Genomic DNA, 15,357 nt, shown 5'->3' on the forward strand with positions numbered 1-15,357 from the left:
TCGACAAGTGTTAATGATGTCGTTTATCACAAAAAAAGGTCATTCCTAGGAATGACCTTTTTAGGATGGGGTGTGATAATTGGATGTGCTAACCAATACATCTCTCGGTTTACTTCCTTTTTGTTCAGAAATAATCCCGTTTGCCTCCATACTATCAATCAAGCGTGCTGCTCGGTTGTATCCAATTTTGAATCGACGCTGTAACAGGGACGCACTAGCACTGTTTTGTTGGATAACAAAATCGACCGCATCTAAGTATAATTCATCCTCATCTTCTTCCATATGAACCTGCTCCAAAAGCTGTTCTTGCTCAAATAAATATTGTGGTGGTGCGGATTTTCTTACGAAGCTTGTTACTCGTTCAATCTCATCATCGGACACAAAAGCACCTTGTATTCGAACGGACTGTCCAGCACCATTTTCTACAAATAGCATATCTCCTCTACCTAGGAGCTTCTCGGCACCACTTACATCGATAATGGTTCTAGAATCCACTTGAGAGGATACACTAAACGCAATACGAGTAGGGACATTCGCTTTAATCAATCCTGTAATTACATCAACGGATGGACGCTGTGTTGCTAACAACAAATGAATACCACATGCACGTGCTTTTTGCGCAATACGACAAATCGCATCTTCCACATCTTGTGGAGAGACCATCATTAGGTCGGCTAGCTCATCAATCACAATAATTAAATAAGGGAGCTTATCTGCTTTTCTATTTTGTTTCTCCATTTTTTGATTATATCGTTCCACATCACGAACACCTTCATGTACGAACTTTTCGTAACGCTCTTCCATCTCATTTACAGCCCATTTTAAAGCATGGGTAGCAGCTTTCACATCTGTTATTACAGGTGCTACTAAGTGTGGTAGTTCATTGTAAGGCGCAAGCTCTACCATCTTTGGGTCAATCAGTAAGAAACGGACATCCTCATGACTAGCTTTATAAAGTAAGCTTATCAATATGGAGTTAATACAAACACTTTTTCCTGAGCCCGTTGCACCAGCTATTAACCCGTGAGGCATTTTCTTTAAGTTCGTAACCATTGGTCGTCCTGATATATCAAGCCCTAATGCAACCGTTAAAGGGGATTGATCCGATTGAAATGCCTCTGACTCCAATATTTCTTGCAAACCTACTGCCTGCGGAACGGGATTCGGAACCTCAATTCCTATGGCATTTTTTCCTGGAATAGGTGCTTCCATTCGAATATCTCTTGCAGCCAAATTCAGTTTTATATCGTCACTCAAGTTTTTAATTTTACTAACTTTGACTCCTAATTCAGGCTGTACTTCGAATCTCGTTACCGAAGGTCCAGTCATCGCATTGACCACTTTCGCTTTCACATGAAAGTGACGAAGTGTTGTTTCCAACAGTTCAATTTGTTCCAGAACCCACTGTTCATCTGCACCTTTTGTGAAAGTAGGATCATTCAATAAATGAATGGGTGGCACAGGCTCTTTTTCGACCTCTTTTATGCCATCGTCTGTTGATGTAACAGACGCGACTGGATCCACGGAGTATAATTCTTTCTTATCAAGATTACGTTTTTTATCCTTAGGTGTCATCATCACATTAAATGGTACAGAATTCGATTGCTTCTCTTCTTTGTGGAGATCTACTCGTTTTATCTGTTGGGATGGTTCCCAATCTGAATTTTTCTCCGCTTCCCATTTTTCTTTCGGTTCTTCCTCTCTAGGCTCCATTACTGAAGCATCTGCATGCTTTGAAAAGTCCTGAACTTGTTTTTCCAATTTCGGTGATGTCTCAACTGGTTCGTTTCCCTCTGACTTTTCATCAGATTCCATGCGTGGTAAGTATGATGAGCGCTGATGTCGAATCGAACGAGTTTGCTTTGACCAAGTAATATCCTTTCGCAGAAATGCTGGGACGTTCTCTATTTCTTTCCTCAATCTAGATTGACGATGCATTCCATGAATCGGAGAAGGAACTTCACTTAATTTAAAAGGCTGCTTACGTTCCTGTGAATCATCCTGTTTGATTCGCTGTTCCTCAACCTGTACATGTCTTTTTTCTTGTTTTCGTTGAAAAGCTGGGACATCGTATTCAATCTTAGGTTTTGGTTCCGTTTTTCTCGTTTGACTCGGCTCATCTGGAATCAGCGGAAAGCGAAAAGAACGTTCATTTGGATACTGATAAGACATTTTGGTTTCTACTGCCTGTTTTGTATTAAAATTGCCACTTATATATTCTCTTTTTGAAGTGGATTGCCCAGATTCCTCTACCTCTTCTGTAAACCAGTCTTTCATTTTTTTCATTAATTGATGCCACATGACATTCACTCTTTCTAAAATTTTCGTCGAATGTTGTTATAAGCTATTGTAACACAGGTTTATGGCATGTAAGGTAATATTTTCATCCTGAATAAAGAGAAAAACCTTTGTTCATTGCAACAAAGGTTTTTCTCTAAGCCTAAAATACGAAGGCTTGTCCTGCCTCATATTGATTATCTAATACATAAATTCCTTTTTCTTTTGGAGCATTTGGTAGACCTAACTCTTTCATCGAACAAATCATTCCATGAGAATCGACGCCACGTAGCTGGGTTGGTTTAATTTCCATTCCACTTGGCATCACAGCACCAACCTTGGCAACCACTACTTTTTGCCCTTGATCAATGTTTGGAGCACCACAGACGATTTGCAGAGTTTCATCTCCAACATCAACCTGACAAACACTTAGCTTATCCGCATTTTCATGCTGTTGTTTCTCTTTAACATATCCTACAACGAACTTAGGACTGAAGTCTAAGCCGGATCCATCTTCTATCCCATTCGTTTGAAACGCTTTTTCCAATTCAGTTGCTACCTCTTTATCTACTGGTACTTCATTTAATTTCTCTACATTCGAAAAATATCCGGAGGCATTAAATATATTATAGCCTAGCAATGACTTATCGTTCGTATTAATAATTTTTACAATATCCCCATATCTCTCAAACGTTGTTTCATTGCGCTCGCCTTGTTTCACAGGAATAATAAGAACATCCCCAATTCCTTTTTCATTGTAAAACATATTCATTTTTCGTCATCCTTTCTTGAATCGTTAGCAGGTCGGTTTTTCGCTAGAATAAAGACTGGTTCTAATTTTTTATCTTCGTATATAAATGGAAGGGACGTAATCGGTACACGTCCTTCCGCGAAAAACTTCATCGTCATTTGGGCTAGTATGTCGTACCCCGTTTTATTCTGAATATCTGCAAAAATAAGCACATCCTGATGGGGGACCGCAACCGCCAGTTCTCCTTTACTATTGGCCTTCATCTCTTCTAGAAGTGATTCGTTTAAAATTCTACTTGCATCGTATCCGTCTTGGGATGCAATAAAGTAAAAATCGTTATCCGCAACCTGATCATGTTTCGATTTATTTTCCAATGATCGCACATTGAACGTGGAGATTTCCTTTATTCTATCCAACGTCCATCCTTCTGCTTCTAACATTTCTTCCTCTAAAAGCTTGTAAGAAGTCCCCAAGTCTAACGCATAATATATTCTCGTTTCTGCCGTATGTTCAGAAAAAAGAAGCTTTTTTCCTGCCTTCGTCTTTCTCGGAAAGGAAGTAGCACGAATTACCGGAAATATATAACGCTCTTGTCCAGTTAATTCATGGGTTTCATTCATCACTTTAAGAGCTTCAGAGACATGGTATTGTAACTCATCAAGAGCTGCTTCTCCTCGCACTTCATATTTCGCAATTACGTTTGGGATAGAAATGGATATTCCTTGTCCGGATTCTTTCCATTCCACACGAAATTTGTCCTTATCACGATTAAATGATGTACGCCATTCACTATTATGGAAACGCTCTTCTAGCTTTTTTTTCATTTTAATACTATTCATTTTCATTATTTCATCCACCTCTTGGAAGAAGTTAATCCACGTGCTATTTTAGCATTAATGAACTTAATATAAAAGAAATCCCCTTCCGCATGGAAAGGGGCTCTATTTTATAAAAGGGAGTCGATAAACGTTTCAATCTCTTCTCGTGTTTTTCGATCTTTGCTAACAAAACGTCCAACCTCTTCCCCTTGATGAAATCCGATAAAGCTTGGGATTCCAAATACATCATATTCGCGACATATCTCTATAAATTGATCACGATCTACATGAACAAAGGTGTATTCAGAATACTTTTGCTCTAAATCTGGCAAAAATGGGTCAATAAAATGGCAATCTGGACACCAATCTGCAGAAAACATCAATAGTACTTTATCTTTCTTTAGAAGTCCTTGAAGTTGTTCCTCTGATTCTAACATTAACATGCCTTGCACCGCCTTATTCATAGTTAATTCTCATATCACCTGGCTGTATCCATCCTCGTCTTCTTAGCCATTCAGACAAAAGAAGGCTAACAAGAGCAGGTCCAATGATGTGTAACAATAACACCAGCCACAATACAGGGAGTGTAAATCCCATTGATTCAAACGTCATGATTTGTCCGACAAAACCAGCTGTTCCCATCCCTGCACCTAAAGAGTTATTCTCCATTTCAAAATATACAGTGGCTAAGGGAGCAAATACGAGACCCGCTATCGTCGGTGGTAAGAGTATTATTGGTTTCTGGATGATATTTGCCACTTGAAGCATAGAAGTACCTATTCCTTGTGCGAGAAATCCACCTAATCCATTGTCTCGGTAACTAGAAACTGCAAACCCGATCATTTGTGACGCGCATCCAATTGTTGCTGCCCCAGCTGCAATTCCACTTAAATCAAGCATAATAGCAATAGCTGCACTCGAAATTGGTGCTGTTAAAGCCCATCCCATTAACACTGCAACAATAATCCCCATTATAAACGGCTGTTGCTCGGTTGACCAATTAATTATACTTCCAAACCAAGTCATGAAGTTGTTAATTGGTGGACCAATAAATGTTCCAACGATAAACCCAACTGCAATGGTAACAAATGGCGTTAATAAAATATCCACTCGCGTTTGCTTATAGATCAATTTCCCAAACTCTGTGGCAAGGACTGCAGTCACATAGCTTCCCGCTGGTCCTCCTAGTTCCGCTCCGAATGCTCCAGCATATAGAGCAGAGAACAAAACTAACGGTGGAGCTTTTAGACCATATGCAATCGCAACTCCAATGGCTCCTCCCATTACTTTTGTATCCATGGCGTAGCTTCCCATATCCACTAACGCTGTTTGTACAGAGACTGGAACAAAGCCTAGCTGTTCTCCTAATGTCTTAATAATCAATCCAATAATTAAAGAAGAAAAAAGACCTAATGCCATAAAGCTTAAAGCTGTAATAAAATATTCTCTTGGTGACAACGAGATACCTTTCTTATGTAAAAATGCAATCACTGTACAAGTCCCCCCTATCATAGTAATACAACAAACTCATCAATATGTTACACAATGCCGCCCTTGAAGACAAATTTAGTTTTTTAAAAATTTTCTTGAAGTTCAAATTGTTTTTTTGTTGAAAATTCTCTATAATTGTTGCATTAGAGAAAATTTTGTCATTCATTATTCTCTGATTAATCCGATAAAAAAAGAGAATCATTAAAGGGGGAGTCAAAATGAAATCCATTCGAAGTCGTGTACGGTTAATCCTAGTGCTAGCTGTCACAAGTTTAGTCGTTTTAACAGTATTTGCATTTATATTTATGAATCAACAAAAAAACTGGTCAGAAAAACGTAATACTGTAGAAGAAGCCTTAGTACATAGCAGTGAAGTTGAAACGGAAATGGCGTTAACTCGAATCAAGGAACAAACCTTCTTTTCTAATCCTTCCGAAGAAAATGCAGAGGCGCTTAAAAAGTCCATTGCCAATGTAAAGTCTTTAGCCTCAAAATATGCGGATGAATTATCCAGCAACAAGGAAATTTCTGATAATTTTCTGCTCATTGAAAAAAGTGCCACCACCTATGAAAAACAAATTGACCCTATGGTAAACATGTTCCGGATGATTGGTTTTACAGAAGATCAAGGTCTCAACAAATACATAGATGAGTCTTATACGAGTCTTCAAGGAATAATTAATGATTATAATAATCCGAATCTAACAAACGCCTTAATGAACGTTAAAATACAAGAACAAGAATATTTAGAGGCTGGGGATTCAGAAAAAAATAACTTCGATACCGCTGTAAGAGATTTCACAAGATTAGTTACAGATTCAGATATTTCCAAAGATCAAAAAAGTGAAATCGATGCATCCTTATTAAAGTATCAACAAAACGTTAACACGATTACATCTACCCAAACACAAGCACAGGCTATTACAAACTCTTTTGAAAATGTAGCTGCAAACGTCGGTAAAATCATTTCGGATGTTGGAGTAAGTGCTGAAAAGATGAACAAGAATATCCAAGAAGATCAAGCAGCAGCATTGAGATGGCTTACCATTTCATTTATTGCTATCGGTGTACTAGCATTAGGGATCATGGTAGGAACGGGGATTATTCTTATTCGATCCATCTCAAAATCTGTTAATCAATTAAAAACAGGTGCTCAAATCATCGGAGATGGTGACTTGTCCTATCGCGTATCGGTAGATTCAAAAGACGAGATGGCTGAGATTGGTTCTACCTTTAATCAAATGGCGAGCCGTATGGAAGCTTCCATGCTTAAAGTAAAAGAAGCTTCTAATGTGTTAGGTAGTTCATCTTCTAACCTAGCTGCTGTTTCAGAACAAACCACTGCACAAGCAGAGGAAGTATCGGAAGCTATTAATCAGGTTGCGACAGGTTCTCAAAACCAAGCTTATCAAATTGAACAAAGCACACAACTAATCCAAGATGTATCAGAAGCTATTCAAGTAACACGTGTAGCTGCTGAGGATATATCAGGAAAACTCGAAGGGGCCGAAAACGAAGGGAAATCAGGCTTAGATACTGTTCATAAACTTGAGGATACCTCCAGTAATTTTATTCAACTTGCTGCCCATTTAAGTAATGAAGTTTTGCAAGCAGCCGCACAATCAAAAGATATTACAACTATCGTTTCTGCTATCGAAGAAATTGCTGACAGCACAAACCTTCTCGCTTTGAATGCAGCCATTGAATCCGCGCGAGCGGGAGAAAGTGGTCGAGGATTTGCTGTTGTAGCAGATGAGGTTAGAAAACTTGCTGAGCGCTCTAAGACAGAAGCACAGGAAATTCATCAGCTCGTTAACCATATGTATAAGCAAATGAATAATTTATCAGAGGAAGCTAATAAATTTACAAGCTATCAAGAAACACAAGAAGAAGCAGTAGCCTTAACAAAGGACGCGTTTAACCGTATTGTACAAAACATTTACGAAATGAATGAAAAGATTGAAGAAGTAAGACATTCTATTCAAAACGTGGATGGAGTAAATGAACATCTGAAAGAAGCCCTTCATTCCATAAGTGTTATTTCGGAAGAATCTGTTGCAACTGCTGAAGAAGTAGCTGCATCGAGTGAAACTCAATCTCAATCTATTGAAGAAGTGAACCAAGCTGCTCTAGATCTTCAAGCTCTATCTCAAGAATTAGAAGCTGAAGTTAGTCAATTCAAATTAAATGCCAATAGAGAAGAAGAGTTTGATAGCTCTTCCGAATTCGTTGAAGAAGTAGAAGAACAGCAAGATAACAGCTCCGAAGAAATCGTTGAACACGACATTCTCGAAGAAAGTAATGATGTTAACGGATCCCTCGATTTTAATGAAGACGAGAATATCGAACATGAGGAGACTTCCCATTCACAGAACGTGGATTCTATTGGACAAAATGGAGAAGACCTTGAATCTACTTTAGAGAACAAGATAGAAGAACATGAAAATTATAGTGAAGTTTATAATGATGAACGTGATGAAGAAAACGAAATAAGTCCAACAGAGAACACAACTGAAGAGGTTCAAGAAGATGAAGAGAAAACAGATTCAACGGAATCAGATGAATCTGGTGAGTCGGAGAATCAAGAACTTCACGTAGATGATGAAGTAAACAACAACAAATAAAAAAATGGGCAGTTCACGATGAACTGCCCATTTTTTTATTCCTGTTCTGTATTTTGTAATGAGTTGGCCATCACCATCATATCCTTTGCACTTTGCTCGATATTCCCTTTAGATGTAATGGTTGTTATTTTCACACCACCAACCCCTATTTGAAGCTCATAATCGTCCTCATTAGAAACGATTCGTAAATAGCCGAATTTATCTTCCTTTTCAAATGTTTTTAATAACAAAGGATTTTCGATAGTAGACGCTTCTTTATAATTCAATTGGCTAGTGAGTTCTTCTAATGCATTATAAAATAAAATGTAAGTCTGCTTTCCATCTTCTAAAATAACATTACTAGATTCTTGCTCCGCAATTTCTAGGTGTTTAGGTATGTAAAGCGAGAAGCCTTCCATCTCTTGATTGGGTTCTTTCCCCTTTTCATTAAACGTCTCTTCCACTACAGCCTCCGTACTCTTTATAACTTCCTTTTCCGATTTCAAGCTACAACCAGCTAAAAAAAAGAAAGCGATTCCTATAAAAAGTAGGATAGTAAGTTTCGTTCCCTTCACCATACTTCCCCCTGAATCCATATAGTCCTTTATTCCCTATTAACTATATACTATGCCTCCAAGCTTTGACAAGTTTCGCACTAATCACATACTTTGTCGTGTACTACCAAAGTCGATATAATGATAAAAGAAGATAAGTGAAGGAGGAGACTACATGAGACTTACGGTTTACTTAGCTGGGCAAATTCATGACAATTGGCGTGAAGAGATAAAAGAAAAAGCGAAAAAGTTAGACTTACCTTTAGATTTTGTTGGCCCACAAGAAAATCATGAACTTTCCGATCAAATTGGAGAACAGATTCTTGGTAAGCAACCTAGCGCATATTACCGAGACGATGCAGCATCTGATATAAATAACTTTCGAACGGAAGTCCTTATGAAAAAAGCGGATATCGTTATTGCTTTATTTGGAGAATCGTACAAGCAGTGGAATACAGCAATGGACACAACAACTGCGATAACCCTTCAGAAGCCAACAATAATAATTCGACCAGAATCATTAATTCATCCGTTAAAGGAGCTATCAAACAAAGCAAACGTAACCGTGGAAACGTTGGATCAAGCATTAAATGTTATTCAATATATTTACAAGTAAGCAAAAAAGCACGCTAGCTGCGTGCTTTTTTACTCAATTGATATTGACCTTTCAAAATGTGTAAAACATGAGAAAACATTTGATCACGGGTTACCTGACCATCGGTAAAAATGCCAACAGCTCCTTCTTTTTTTCGTGCGTTCTGTTTATTCGTATATTGATCCATTAAATCCCCAAGCTCTTGCCCTTCCCTTAAAGGTTGCTTAAATACTTCCGGAAGCGGAAAGCGAGCGCCCGCTGCAATATAAAGTTCTCCTGTCTCGTCTACTAAGGCTCCCCAGTTACAAATAAATACCTGATTGTGAAACTCCATTACGCCGCCTTCTAACCCGATTCCTAAAACACCATCTTCTCTTGCAGCACAAGCCTTCGCTCGATTTATAGCTCCCTCTAATGTTTCTTCATCAGAAAGAGGTTGTGCAGAGACTAAACTAGGTACATCTTGTGGATAAACCGTCGATTCCGTAAATACTGATTCAACTGCAATAATTTTGGCAGGATTTTCCGACCCAACATATATGCTCTTCTGTTTCATGTTCATTACCCGTTATTTCGGATTTGATCCACTGTGTTTTGATCTGTTGTTCTGATTAGCTTCAGTAGTAATTCTTTTGCAGCAGCGTAATCATCTACATGGATAATCGAACCATGTGTATGAATATAACGAGAACATATTCCGATTACTGCAGAAGGCACACCTTCATTGGACAAATGAACACGTCCAGCATCTGTTCCACCTTGAGAAATAAAATATTGATATGGGATATGATTGGATTCTGCTGTATCTAGAATGAATTCACGCATGCCTTTATGAGTAATCATCGAACGGTCGAATATACGGAGTAATGCTCCTTTTCCTAATTGACCGAATTCTTTATCATCCCCAGACATATCATTAGCCGGTGAAGCATCCAATGCATAGAAAAATATCTGGTTTAATCATATTAGCGGCTACCTGCGCTCCTCTTAGTCCAACTTCCTCTTGGACTGTAGCACCGGAATATAAATCGTTTGGTACTGTTTCATCTTTTAGTTCTTTTAACAATTCTAGAGAAAGTCCACAACCATAACGGTTATCCCATGCTTTTGCTAGAATTTTTTTATTATTTGCCATCGGCGTGAACGGTGTAACTGGTAAAATTGGTTGTCCTGGTTTTACTCCGATGTTTTTCGCATCCTCTTCACTATCTGCTCCGATATCGATAAGCATGTTCTTCAATTCCATTGGTTTTGCTCGTTGCGCTTCGGTTAAATTATGTGGTGGGATAGATCCGATAACCCCGATAACCGGCCCATTATCTGTTATAATTTGAACACGCTGTGCCAATAAGACCTGACTCCACCATCCACCTAATGTTTGAAAGCGAATCATTCCGTTTTTGGTGATTTGTGTGACCATAAACCCTACTTCATCCATGTGGCCAGCAACCATAACTTTAGGACCGGTACCTTTTTTATGCCCAAACACTCCACCTAATCGATCTTGTACAATTTCATCTGAATACTTTTCTAACTCCCCTTTTAAAAAGGCTCTTACTTGATGCTCATTCCCAGGTGCTCCTGGTAATTCAGTTAATGTTTTAAATAAATCCAATGTTGCTTGATTCATATATGTATTCCTCCAATTATGTTGGCTTGTTATAATTTTATCGAATGTCACGAGTTGTTTCCACTTAAATACCTTTTTGAGATATATCTTAATTGTTTTCTATTTTTCACGGAATTAGGTATACTAGTAACAAACAATAAAAAGAGGTGAAAGGTATGAAATGGAGTAGACTTCTTGTAGCAGCTGGTATAGGTGCATTAGTTGGATATGTTGTGAGAGAGCAAGTCAATACAACAACCTCTTATTCGCCAGAAAAGGCCTTAAATTCCGCGAAAGAAGCATTTCGTAAAGAAGGGCCAATAAGTGGATCTTGGATATATATGAAACCAAAAGAACTAGTAAAAAACGGACTTACGTATAGTGTTTATCACGGTGGAATCACGAGAACCATTGAGGGACAAGATAAACCATTTGAATTCTATGTAGATGCCCATACAGGAACCATTGTCGAGGTAGCCGAATCCGCATAATACATAGATGATGGGACAAAAGTATAGTAAAGCAATGAAAAAACGAACAATTATAAATAGTGCCTATACCCCGCTCCGGAAATATACGACGCTTTCCGCGGACGGCTGGTGAGCCTCCACGTGCTGACGCACTGTGGGGTCTCACCGATGCCTTTTTTCCCGCTGGAGTCTGCGTATATATCCGGAGCTAGTATAGGCTGTTGTTCGGCTTTTCGGCTCATCCTTTTCCGTGATGTCCCAGCCTCTTTTCTCATTTTATTAAAAACGTGCCTTACAACGATTTATAGTCATGCCTTTACTTGAAAACTTCTCTTCATATTCCGTTTTCACATTCGTTGGATCCTCTAAAGCGTGTAAATCCAATACAACTTCTTCTAAAATCAGTCCAAACTGAGAAAAGCTAACAAGTGAATATTCAAAAAGACCTTTATTATCTGTTTTCATCACAATCTCTCCGTCTGGCTTCAAAATGTGACGATACTGCTCTAAGAAGGTGCGATACGTAAGTCTTCTTTTTTCATGCTTATTTTTTGGCCAAGGATCAGAAAAATTTAAATATATCTTATCGATTTCATTTTCCCCAAACATTTCTCTTAAATCTTTTGCATTTTCATTAACCAATCGTACATTAGGCTGCTTTGAATCTTTCACTTTTTGGACCGTACTCACAATAATGCTTTTAGCTAATTCAATCCCTACAAAGTTCACTTCGGGATATTGTTGGGCCATTCCAGAGATAAATTGACCTTTCCCGGTACCGATTTCCAAATGAATTGGCTGATCATTTTGGAACAATTGGTGCCATTTTTCTTTATATTCAAATGGTTGATGGATGACAATATCGTCGTTTTCTTTTAAGAAATCATCCGCCCAAGGTTTATTTCTTGCTCTCATCATTACACTCCTCTATATTGTTTCGATTTAAAGCGTACCATGATTTTCTCCAAAACTAAAGATAATTCACAAATTTGGAGGAAAAGCTAGGATATTGAAAGATATTCTAACAAATATTCTTATGTTTAAGTTATATACAAGTGAGTCAGTCTTTTCTCTATTAAATCAGTCATACACGATTTTCTACTGTTTTGGATGTAAACGTTTCCTCCATTATGCTTAAGCAAGTCAAATAAATAGTAGGAGGAAACACATAAGTGAAATTATTACAAAGCATCTTGGAAGTAGGAGTAATCGGTTTATTCTCCTTATTTTTTGTAGGATATGCCATTTTTATCTACCCTGTTGAAAAGATTAATCAAAAAACGAGCCGTAAAGTTCGCGCGAATAAAATGAAGTATGCACCACAATTAGATTAACCATTGAAACATCTGTTTTATCGTAATCATGCAAAAAAACTGGGATATATATCCCAGTTTTTTTGCATGGAAAAAGAAATATTTTCTCTGAATCGGTACAAACTAATGACAAAGGTGGGGTATAGATGTCATTAACAGTTGAAGATCAATTAAGAGTCTTACATGATTTATTAAGTGAACATCGAGAAGAATGCTGTGGACGCATATCAGAATGTCAGCAAATTAAGCGAATCGTACAATCCGTTATGGCTAATGAATCCATTGACGATCAACAAATTCTACAATTACTTCCGGAAATATACAATTACGGAAGACAAGGTGAGCTTGCTCAAAATCTTGATGAGCATATTACCTCGAACCAAGCCAATTTACAAAACTGGGTAGATTCAATTCAATTAAGTGATTAACTCGACTGTACGTGTGCCAAAAGCCTTCTCAATTGATTTAAATACTGCAAGGCTTTGGCACTGTTTTTTTCTTTTTGGTTTAAAAAGTGCTTCACATGATCCAAAATTAAATACCAATACATCCGCTCTTTAATATGATCATTTGTCTCCCCATACTTGTTCAACCACATTTTCCAGTCTTTTTCTGGAATGTACCAAAATAACAACATCCCGATATCCAGGGCTGGATCTGCCACTTTGGCACTATCCCAATCAATTAGAAACAGCTGACCGTCCTCTGATAATAACCAATTATTATGATTCAAGTCACAATGGCAGACTACTTGTTGCTGGTTTTCAACAAAAGGTAAAGTCTCCTTTAAGAATTTATAAGCCTGATACAATTCAATTTGGTCTGGTTGTGCAGTTCGGACATGTACTTTCACCTCTTGTAACAAATCTTGAGGTAAAATCGGAGCTTTCCCAATTTTCAAGAGCATGTCTAATAACTCCGGAGAATGGTGAATTTTGCTAAGCATTCGAGCAACTTGAGGATGTTGCATTTCTTCAGGGTCCAGCTCTCTTCCTTCTAACCAGTGTTGAGCTGTAATAACGTCACCGTTCGCCATTCTTTTTGTCCATAGTAATTTAGGAACAATTCCTTCTGCTGAGAGAACAGCTAGAAACGGAGAAGAGTTTCGCTTTAAGAAAAGGCGCTTCTCTGAATTTGCTGCCATATATGCTTCTCCAGTTGAACCACCTGCAGGCGTGATTGTCCAATCCGTTCCAAATAAATAATCCACTGTTTTCACCCTCATTTTGCACGTTGAAATTCTATTAATCTATCAATTATTTAATGTTGCATTTCATCATAAATTTAAAGTGAGACATATTATAGATTAACCCATTTTCGACCTATTTTTCAAGGATAAATTTTGACATTTTACAAGTTACTTTGAATTTATTCACCAAATGACCCCATATTTTGCTCTCCACCCTCATTTTCATTCCACTCCGGTCGCTTATAAGCATTCGTTGCACATTGCTTTAAGAGAATATCACAGACCTTCAATTGAATATGCTTTAACGGAGAAACAAGCGAGCGTTTTTCTTGTAACCAACGGTCATGCTCTGTTTTACCAATATATTTTGTTTGATATGGTTCTTGAGCAGCTTGAATCTTATTTGTTCTCGATAAAACAATCTTCGTTATAGGGAACTCTATACTGTGGGCTTTCATCATGCTTCGCACTAATTTTTCAGTTCGATTTAATCCGAGCATTGGACTCAATATTTTGGATCGTATCTGATTATGTTCCCTCATCCAGGTCCGATCGTCATTCGACATAAAGGTCATACTAGAATTTGTTTCTAATAATGTAATAATGTCAATTCCTATAGGGGTAACAAGAATGATTTCTCCTTCAATAAACGACTGTTTAATGTGAAAAATGGGATGATAAAATAATAAATATGTGTCCGGAAATCTTTGCAAGAAATATTTAAGGACGAAATCATCCTTATACCCTCTGTCTAAGAACGACATTTCGTTCACTGTTGTGGATGCCCATTTTAACTGTAAGGATACTAACTGATCTAAGTAATATTGCTTAAGAGCTGCCTCATTTTGTGGAAGCCTCGGCTTATCGACAACCATTTCCAACAACTCTTCTTTTTCTTTTCGTTTAAACAGATTCCAGATGGATGAATCTGCTTCAGTAGGCTCATCCTCATTAATTCCCTCTGCAGAGTACCGTTGGTTCTCCCATTGCTCACGGAGTTTTTTCCAATTTTCTTTTTTTAGCCGAATAAACTGACCTGGATAATGATAAATATCCCGTTCATATCTGGAAACATAGTCTTCTAATTTGACTAACTGTGTCACGATTTCACCTCAATTCAAACGGATAGCAGTAACGATTTCATATTTTGGAGATTTCGATGGGTGTATTTTATACACGACCAAGTGGTCCACCAACATGTCCTTCCTTGCCAAAAATTCCTCTGATTCAGGAAGCATTAACTCTTTTGCAAAGGATGGATCCCATTTTTTCGCTAGTGTAATGTGAGGGCGATATGGCCGTGATTCCTTTTTAAACCCAAACATTGCACAGGTATTCGCTACCTTTTCTTGCAGATTGTTAAGTACTTTGTTCCCTTCAACTCCTGCCCAAAGTACTCTTGGCTGTGATCTCTTTCCAAACGTTCCAACGGTCCCAATATTCACATGGAATTTTTCTAAACCGTCCATTTTTTGCAGTTCTTCTATGATTTCTGTAATTTTGTTCTCCGATACGCCACCTAAAAACAATAAAGTTATATGTAGATCAGAGACATGTGTCCAGCTTTTGTAAGCTACTTGTCCTTTTCTTTGTAACATTTCCTGCCACTCGGCCAACCAATTTTGAATATCCTCTCGAATGGGTATCCCTATGAAGTAATGAGCGTCATTTGTCATGTTTCACTTTT

General features: G+C 37.9%; 16 protein-coding genes and 1 pseudogene. 5 read left to right on the forward strand and 12 right to left on the reverse strand.

Features of this window, described 5'->3' with window-relative positions; genetic code table 11:
* Positions 1 to 60 precede the first annotated feature (60 nt).
* From FN924_RS12310 to FN924_RS12330, 5 genes are all read right to left on the reverse strand, one after another.
* Complete coding sequence (locus FN924_RS12310; RefSeq protein ID WP_143894914.1) at positions 61 to 2,301, reverse strand: DNA translocase FtsK; 2,241 nt, start codon at positions 2,299 to 2,301, stop codon at positions 61 to 63.
* 139 nt (positions 2,302 to 2,440) lie between these two features.
* Complete coding sequence (gene ytpR, locus FN924_RS12315) at positions 2,441 to 3,049, reverse strand: YtpR family tRNA-binding protein (protein ID WP_143894917.1); 609 nt, start codon at positions 3,047 to 3,049, stop codon at positions 2,441 to 2,443.
* The gene (locus tag FN924_RS12320; protein WP_143894919.1) at positions 3,046 to 3,873 is read right to left on the reverse strand and encodes a DUF1444 domain-containing protein; all 828 of its coding nucleotides are present in this window, start codon (positions 3,871 to 3,873) and stop codon (positions 3,046 to 3,048) included. Before FN924_RS12320 ends, ytpR begins: the two co-directional genes overlap by 4 nt.
* Positions 3,874 to 3,974: 101 nt before the next feature.
* Positions 3,975 to 4,289, reverse strand: coding sequence for a thioredoxin family protein (locus FN924_RS12325; RefSeq protein WP_158634072.1), 315 nt, complete (start codon positions 4,287 to 4,289; stop codon positions 3,975 to 3,977).
* Positions 4,290 to 4,302: 13 nt separating this feature from the next.
* Positions 4,303 to 5,337, reverse strand: a complete 1,035-nt coding sequence (locus FN924_RS12330; protein ID WP_143894923.1) for a PTS sugar transporter subunit IIC — start codon at positions 5,335 to 5,337, stop codon at positions 4,303 to 4,305.
* Between the two features lie 218 nt (positions 5,338 to 5,555).
* On the opposite strand from FN924_RS12330, the gene FN924_RS12335 reads away from it, so the two are divergent.
* Complete coding sequence (locus tag FN924_RS12335; RefSeq protein ID WP_143894925.1) at positions 5,556 to 7,961, forward strand: methyl-accepting chemotaxis protein; 2,406 nt, start codon at positions 5,556 to 5,558, stop codon at positions 7,959 to 7,961.
* Positions 7,962 to 7,996: 35 nt separating this feature from the next.
* On the opposite strand, the gene FN924_RS12340 is transcribed toward FN924_RS12335, so the two are convergent.
* Entirely contained in the window at positions 7,997 to 8,515 is a 519-nt protein-coding gene (locus FN924_RS12340; RefSeq protein ID WP_143894926.1) for a hypothetical protein, read from the reverse strand.
* Between the two features lie 154 nt (positions 8,516 to 8,669).
* Here FN924_RS12340 and FN924_RS12345 point away from each other — a divergent pair, with 154 nt between their 5' ends.
* A complete protein-coding gene (locus FN924_RS12345; RefSeq protein WP_143894928.1) occupies positions 8,670 to 9,110 on the forward strand; it encodes a YtoQ family protein in 441 nt (146 codons plus the stop codon).
* A 13-nt stretch (positions 9,111 to 9,123) separates the two neighbouring features.
* On the opposite strand, the gene FN924_RS12350 is transcribed toward FN924_RS12345, so the two are convergent.
* Both FN924_RS12350 and FN924_RS12355 read right to left on the reverse strand, forming a co-directional pair.
* Entirely contained in the window at positions 9,124 to 9,645 is a 522-nt protein-coding gene (locus tag FN924_RS12350; protein WP_143894930.1) for a DUF84 family protein, read from the reverse strand.
* A 5-nt stretch (positions 9,646 to 9,650) separates the two neighbouring features.
* Positions 9,651 to 10,719, reverse strand: a pseudogene (locus tag FN924_RS12355) (M42 family metallopeptidase).
* A 155-nt stretch (positions 10,720 to 10,874) separates the two neighbouring features.
* On the opposite strand from FN924_RS12355, the gene FN924_RS12360 reads away from it, so the two are divergent.
* Positions 10,875 to 11,189 carry a PepSY domain-containing protein gene (locus FN924_RS12360; RefSeq protein ID WP_143894932.1) on the forward strand — a complete coding sequence of 105 codons (315 nt, stop codon included), beginning with the start codon at positions 10,875 to 10,877 and terminating at the stop codon, positions 11,187 to 11,189.
* 258 nt (positions 11,190 to 11,447) lie between these two features.
* Here FN924_RS12360 and trmB read toward each other — a convergent pair whose 3' ends face one another.
* Positions 11,448 to 12,083, reverse strand: a complete 636-nt coding sequence (gene trmB / locus FN924_RS12365) for a tRNA (guanosine(46)-N7)-methyltransferase TrmB (protein ID WP_143894934.1) — start codon at positions 12,081 to 12,083, stop codon at positions 11,448 to 11,450.
* A gap of 257 nt (positions 12,084 to 12,340) precedes the next feature.
* Here trmB and FN924_RS19120 point away from each other — a divergent pair, with 257 nt between their 5' ends.
* Positions 12,341 to 12,502: a hypothetical protein gene (locus FN924_RS19120; protein WP_194709656.1), complete on the forward strand. Its 162-nt coding sequence runs from the start codon at positions 12,341 to 12,343 to the stop codon at positions 12,500 to 12,502.
* A 125-nt stretch (positions 12,503 to 12,627) separates the two neighbouring features.
* Positions 12,628 to 12,909, forward strand: a complete 282-nt coding sequence (locus FN924_RS12370; protein WP_143894936.1) for a YtzH-like family protein — start codon at positions 12,628 to 12,630, stop codon at positions 12,907 to 12,909.
* Here the strand turns inward: FN924_RS12370 and FN924_RS12375 are convergent.
* The 3 genes from FN924_RS12375 to thpR all read right to left on the reverse strand — a co-directional run bounded on the left by FN924_RS12375 (position 12,906) and on the right by thpR (position 15,346).
* Positions 12,906 to 13,691, reverse strand: coding sequence for a phosphotransferase family protein (locus tag FN924_RS12375; protein ID WP_143894938.1), 786 nt, complete (start codon positions 13,689 to 13,691; stop codon positions 12,906 to 12,908). The two genes, FN924_RS12370 and FN924_RS12375, sit on opposite strands and share 4 nt — an antisense overlap.
* A 158-nt stretch (positions 13,692 to 13,849) precedes the next feature.
* Positions 13,850 to 14,773, reverse strand: coding sequence for an NERD domain-containing protein (locus FN924_RS12380; RefSeq protein ID WP_143894940.1), 924 nt, complete (start codon positions 14,771 to 14,773; stop codon positions 13,850 to 13,852).
* Positions 14,774 to 14,782: 9 nt separating this feature from the next.
* Entirely contained in the window at positions 14,783 to 15,346 is a 564-nt protein-coding gene (thpR, locus tag FN924_RS12385; RefSeq protein ID WP_143894942.1) for an RNA 2',3'-cyclic phosphodiesterase, read from the reverse strand.
* Positions 15,347 to 15,357: the final 11 nt, after the last annotated feature.

The sequence above is a fragment of the Radiobacillus deserti genome (assembly GCF_007301515.1).
Taxonomy (GTDB): Bacteria; Bacillota; Bacilli; order Bacillales; family Amphibacillaceae; genus Radiobacillus; species Radiobacillus deserti.

Coding starts and splice junctions, on each gene's coding strand:
- FN924_RS12335 (WP_143894925.1), top strand. CDS start 5,556: ATGAAATCCATTCGAAGTCGTGTACGGTTAATCCTAGTGCTAGCTGTC.
- FN924_RS12360 (WP_143894932.1), top strand. CDS start 10,875: ATGAAATGGAGTAGACTTCTTGTAGCAGCTGGTATAGGTGCATTAGTT.
- thpR (WP_143894942.1), bottom strand. CDS start 15,346: ATGACAAATGACGCTCATTACTTCATAGGGATACCCATTCGAGAGGAT.
- ytpR (WP_143894917.1), bottom strand. CDS start 3,049: ATGAATATGTTTTACAATGAAAAAGGAATTGGGGATGTTCTTATTATT.
- FN924_RS12325 (WP_158634072.1), bottom strand. CDS start 4,289: ATGTTAATGTTAGAATCAGAGGAACAACTTCAAGGACTTCTAAAGAAA.
- trmB (WP_143894934.1), bottom strand. CDS start 12,083: ATGAGAGCAAGAAATAAACCTTGGGCGGATGATTTCTTAAAAGAAAAC.
- FN924_RS12350 (WP_143894930.1), bottom strand. CDS start 9,645: ATGAAACAGAAGAGCATATATGTTGGGTCGGAAAATCCTGCCAAAATT.
- FN924_RS12345 (WP_143894928.1), top strand. CDS start 8,670: ATGAGACTTACGGTTTACTTAGCTGGGCAAATTCATGACAATTGGCGT.
- FN924_RS12310 (WP_143894914.1), bottom strand. CDS start 2,301: ATGTGGCATCAATTAATGAAAAAAATGAAAGACTGGTTTACAGAAGAG.
- FN924_RS12370 (WP_143894936.1), top strand. CDS start 12,628: ATGTCATTAACAGTTGAAGATCAATTAAGAGTCTTACATGATTTATTA.
- FN924_RS12320 (WP_143894919.1), bottom strand. CDS start 3,873: ATGAAAATGAATAGTATTAAAATGAAAAAAAAGCTAGAAGAGCGTTTC.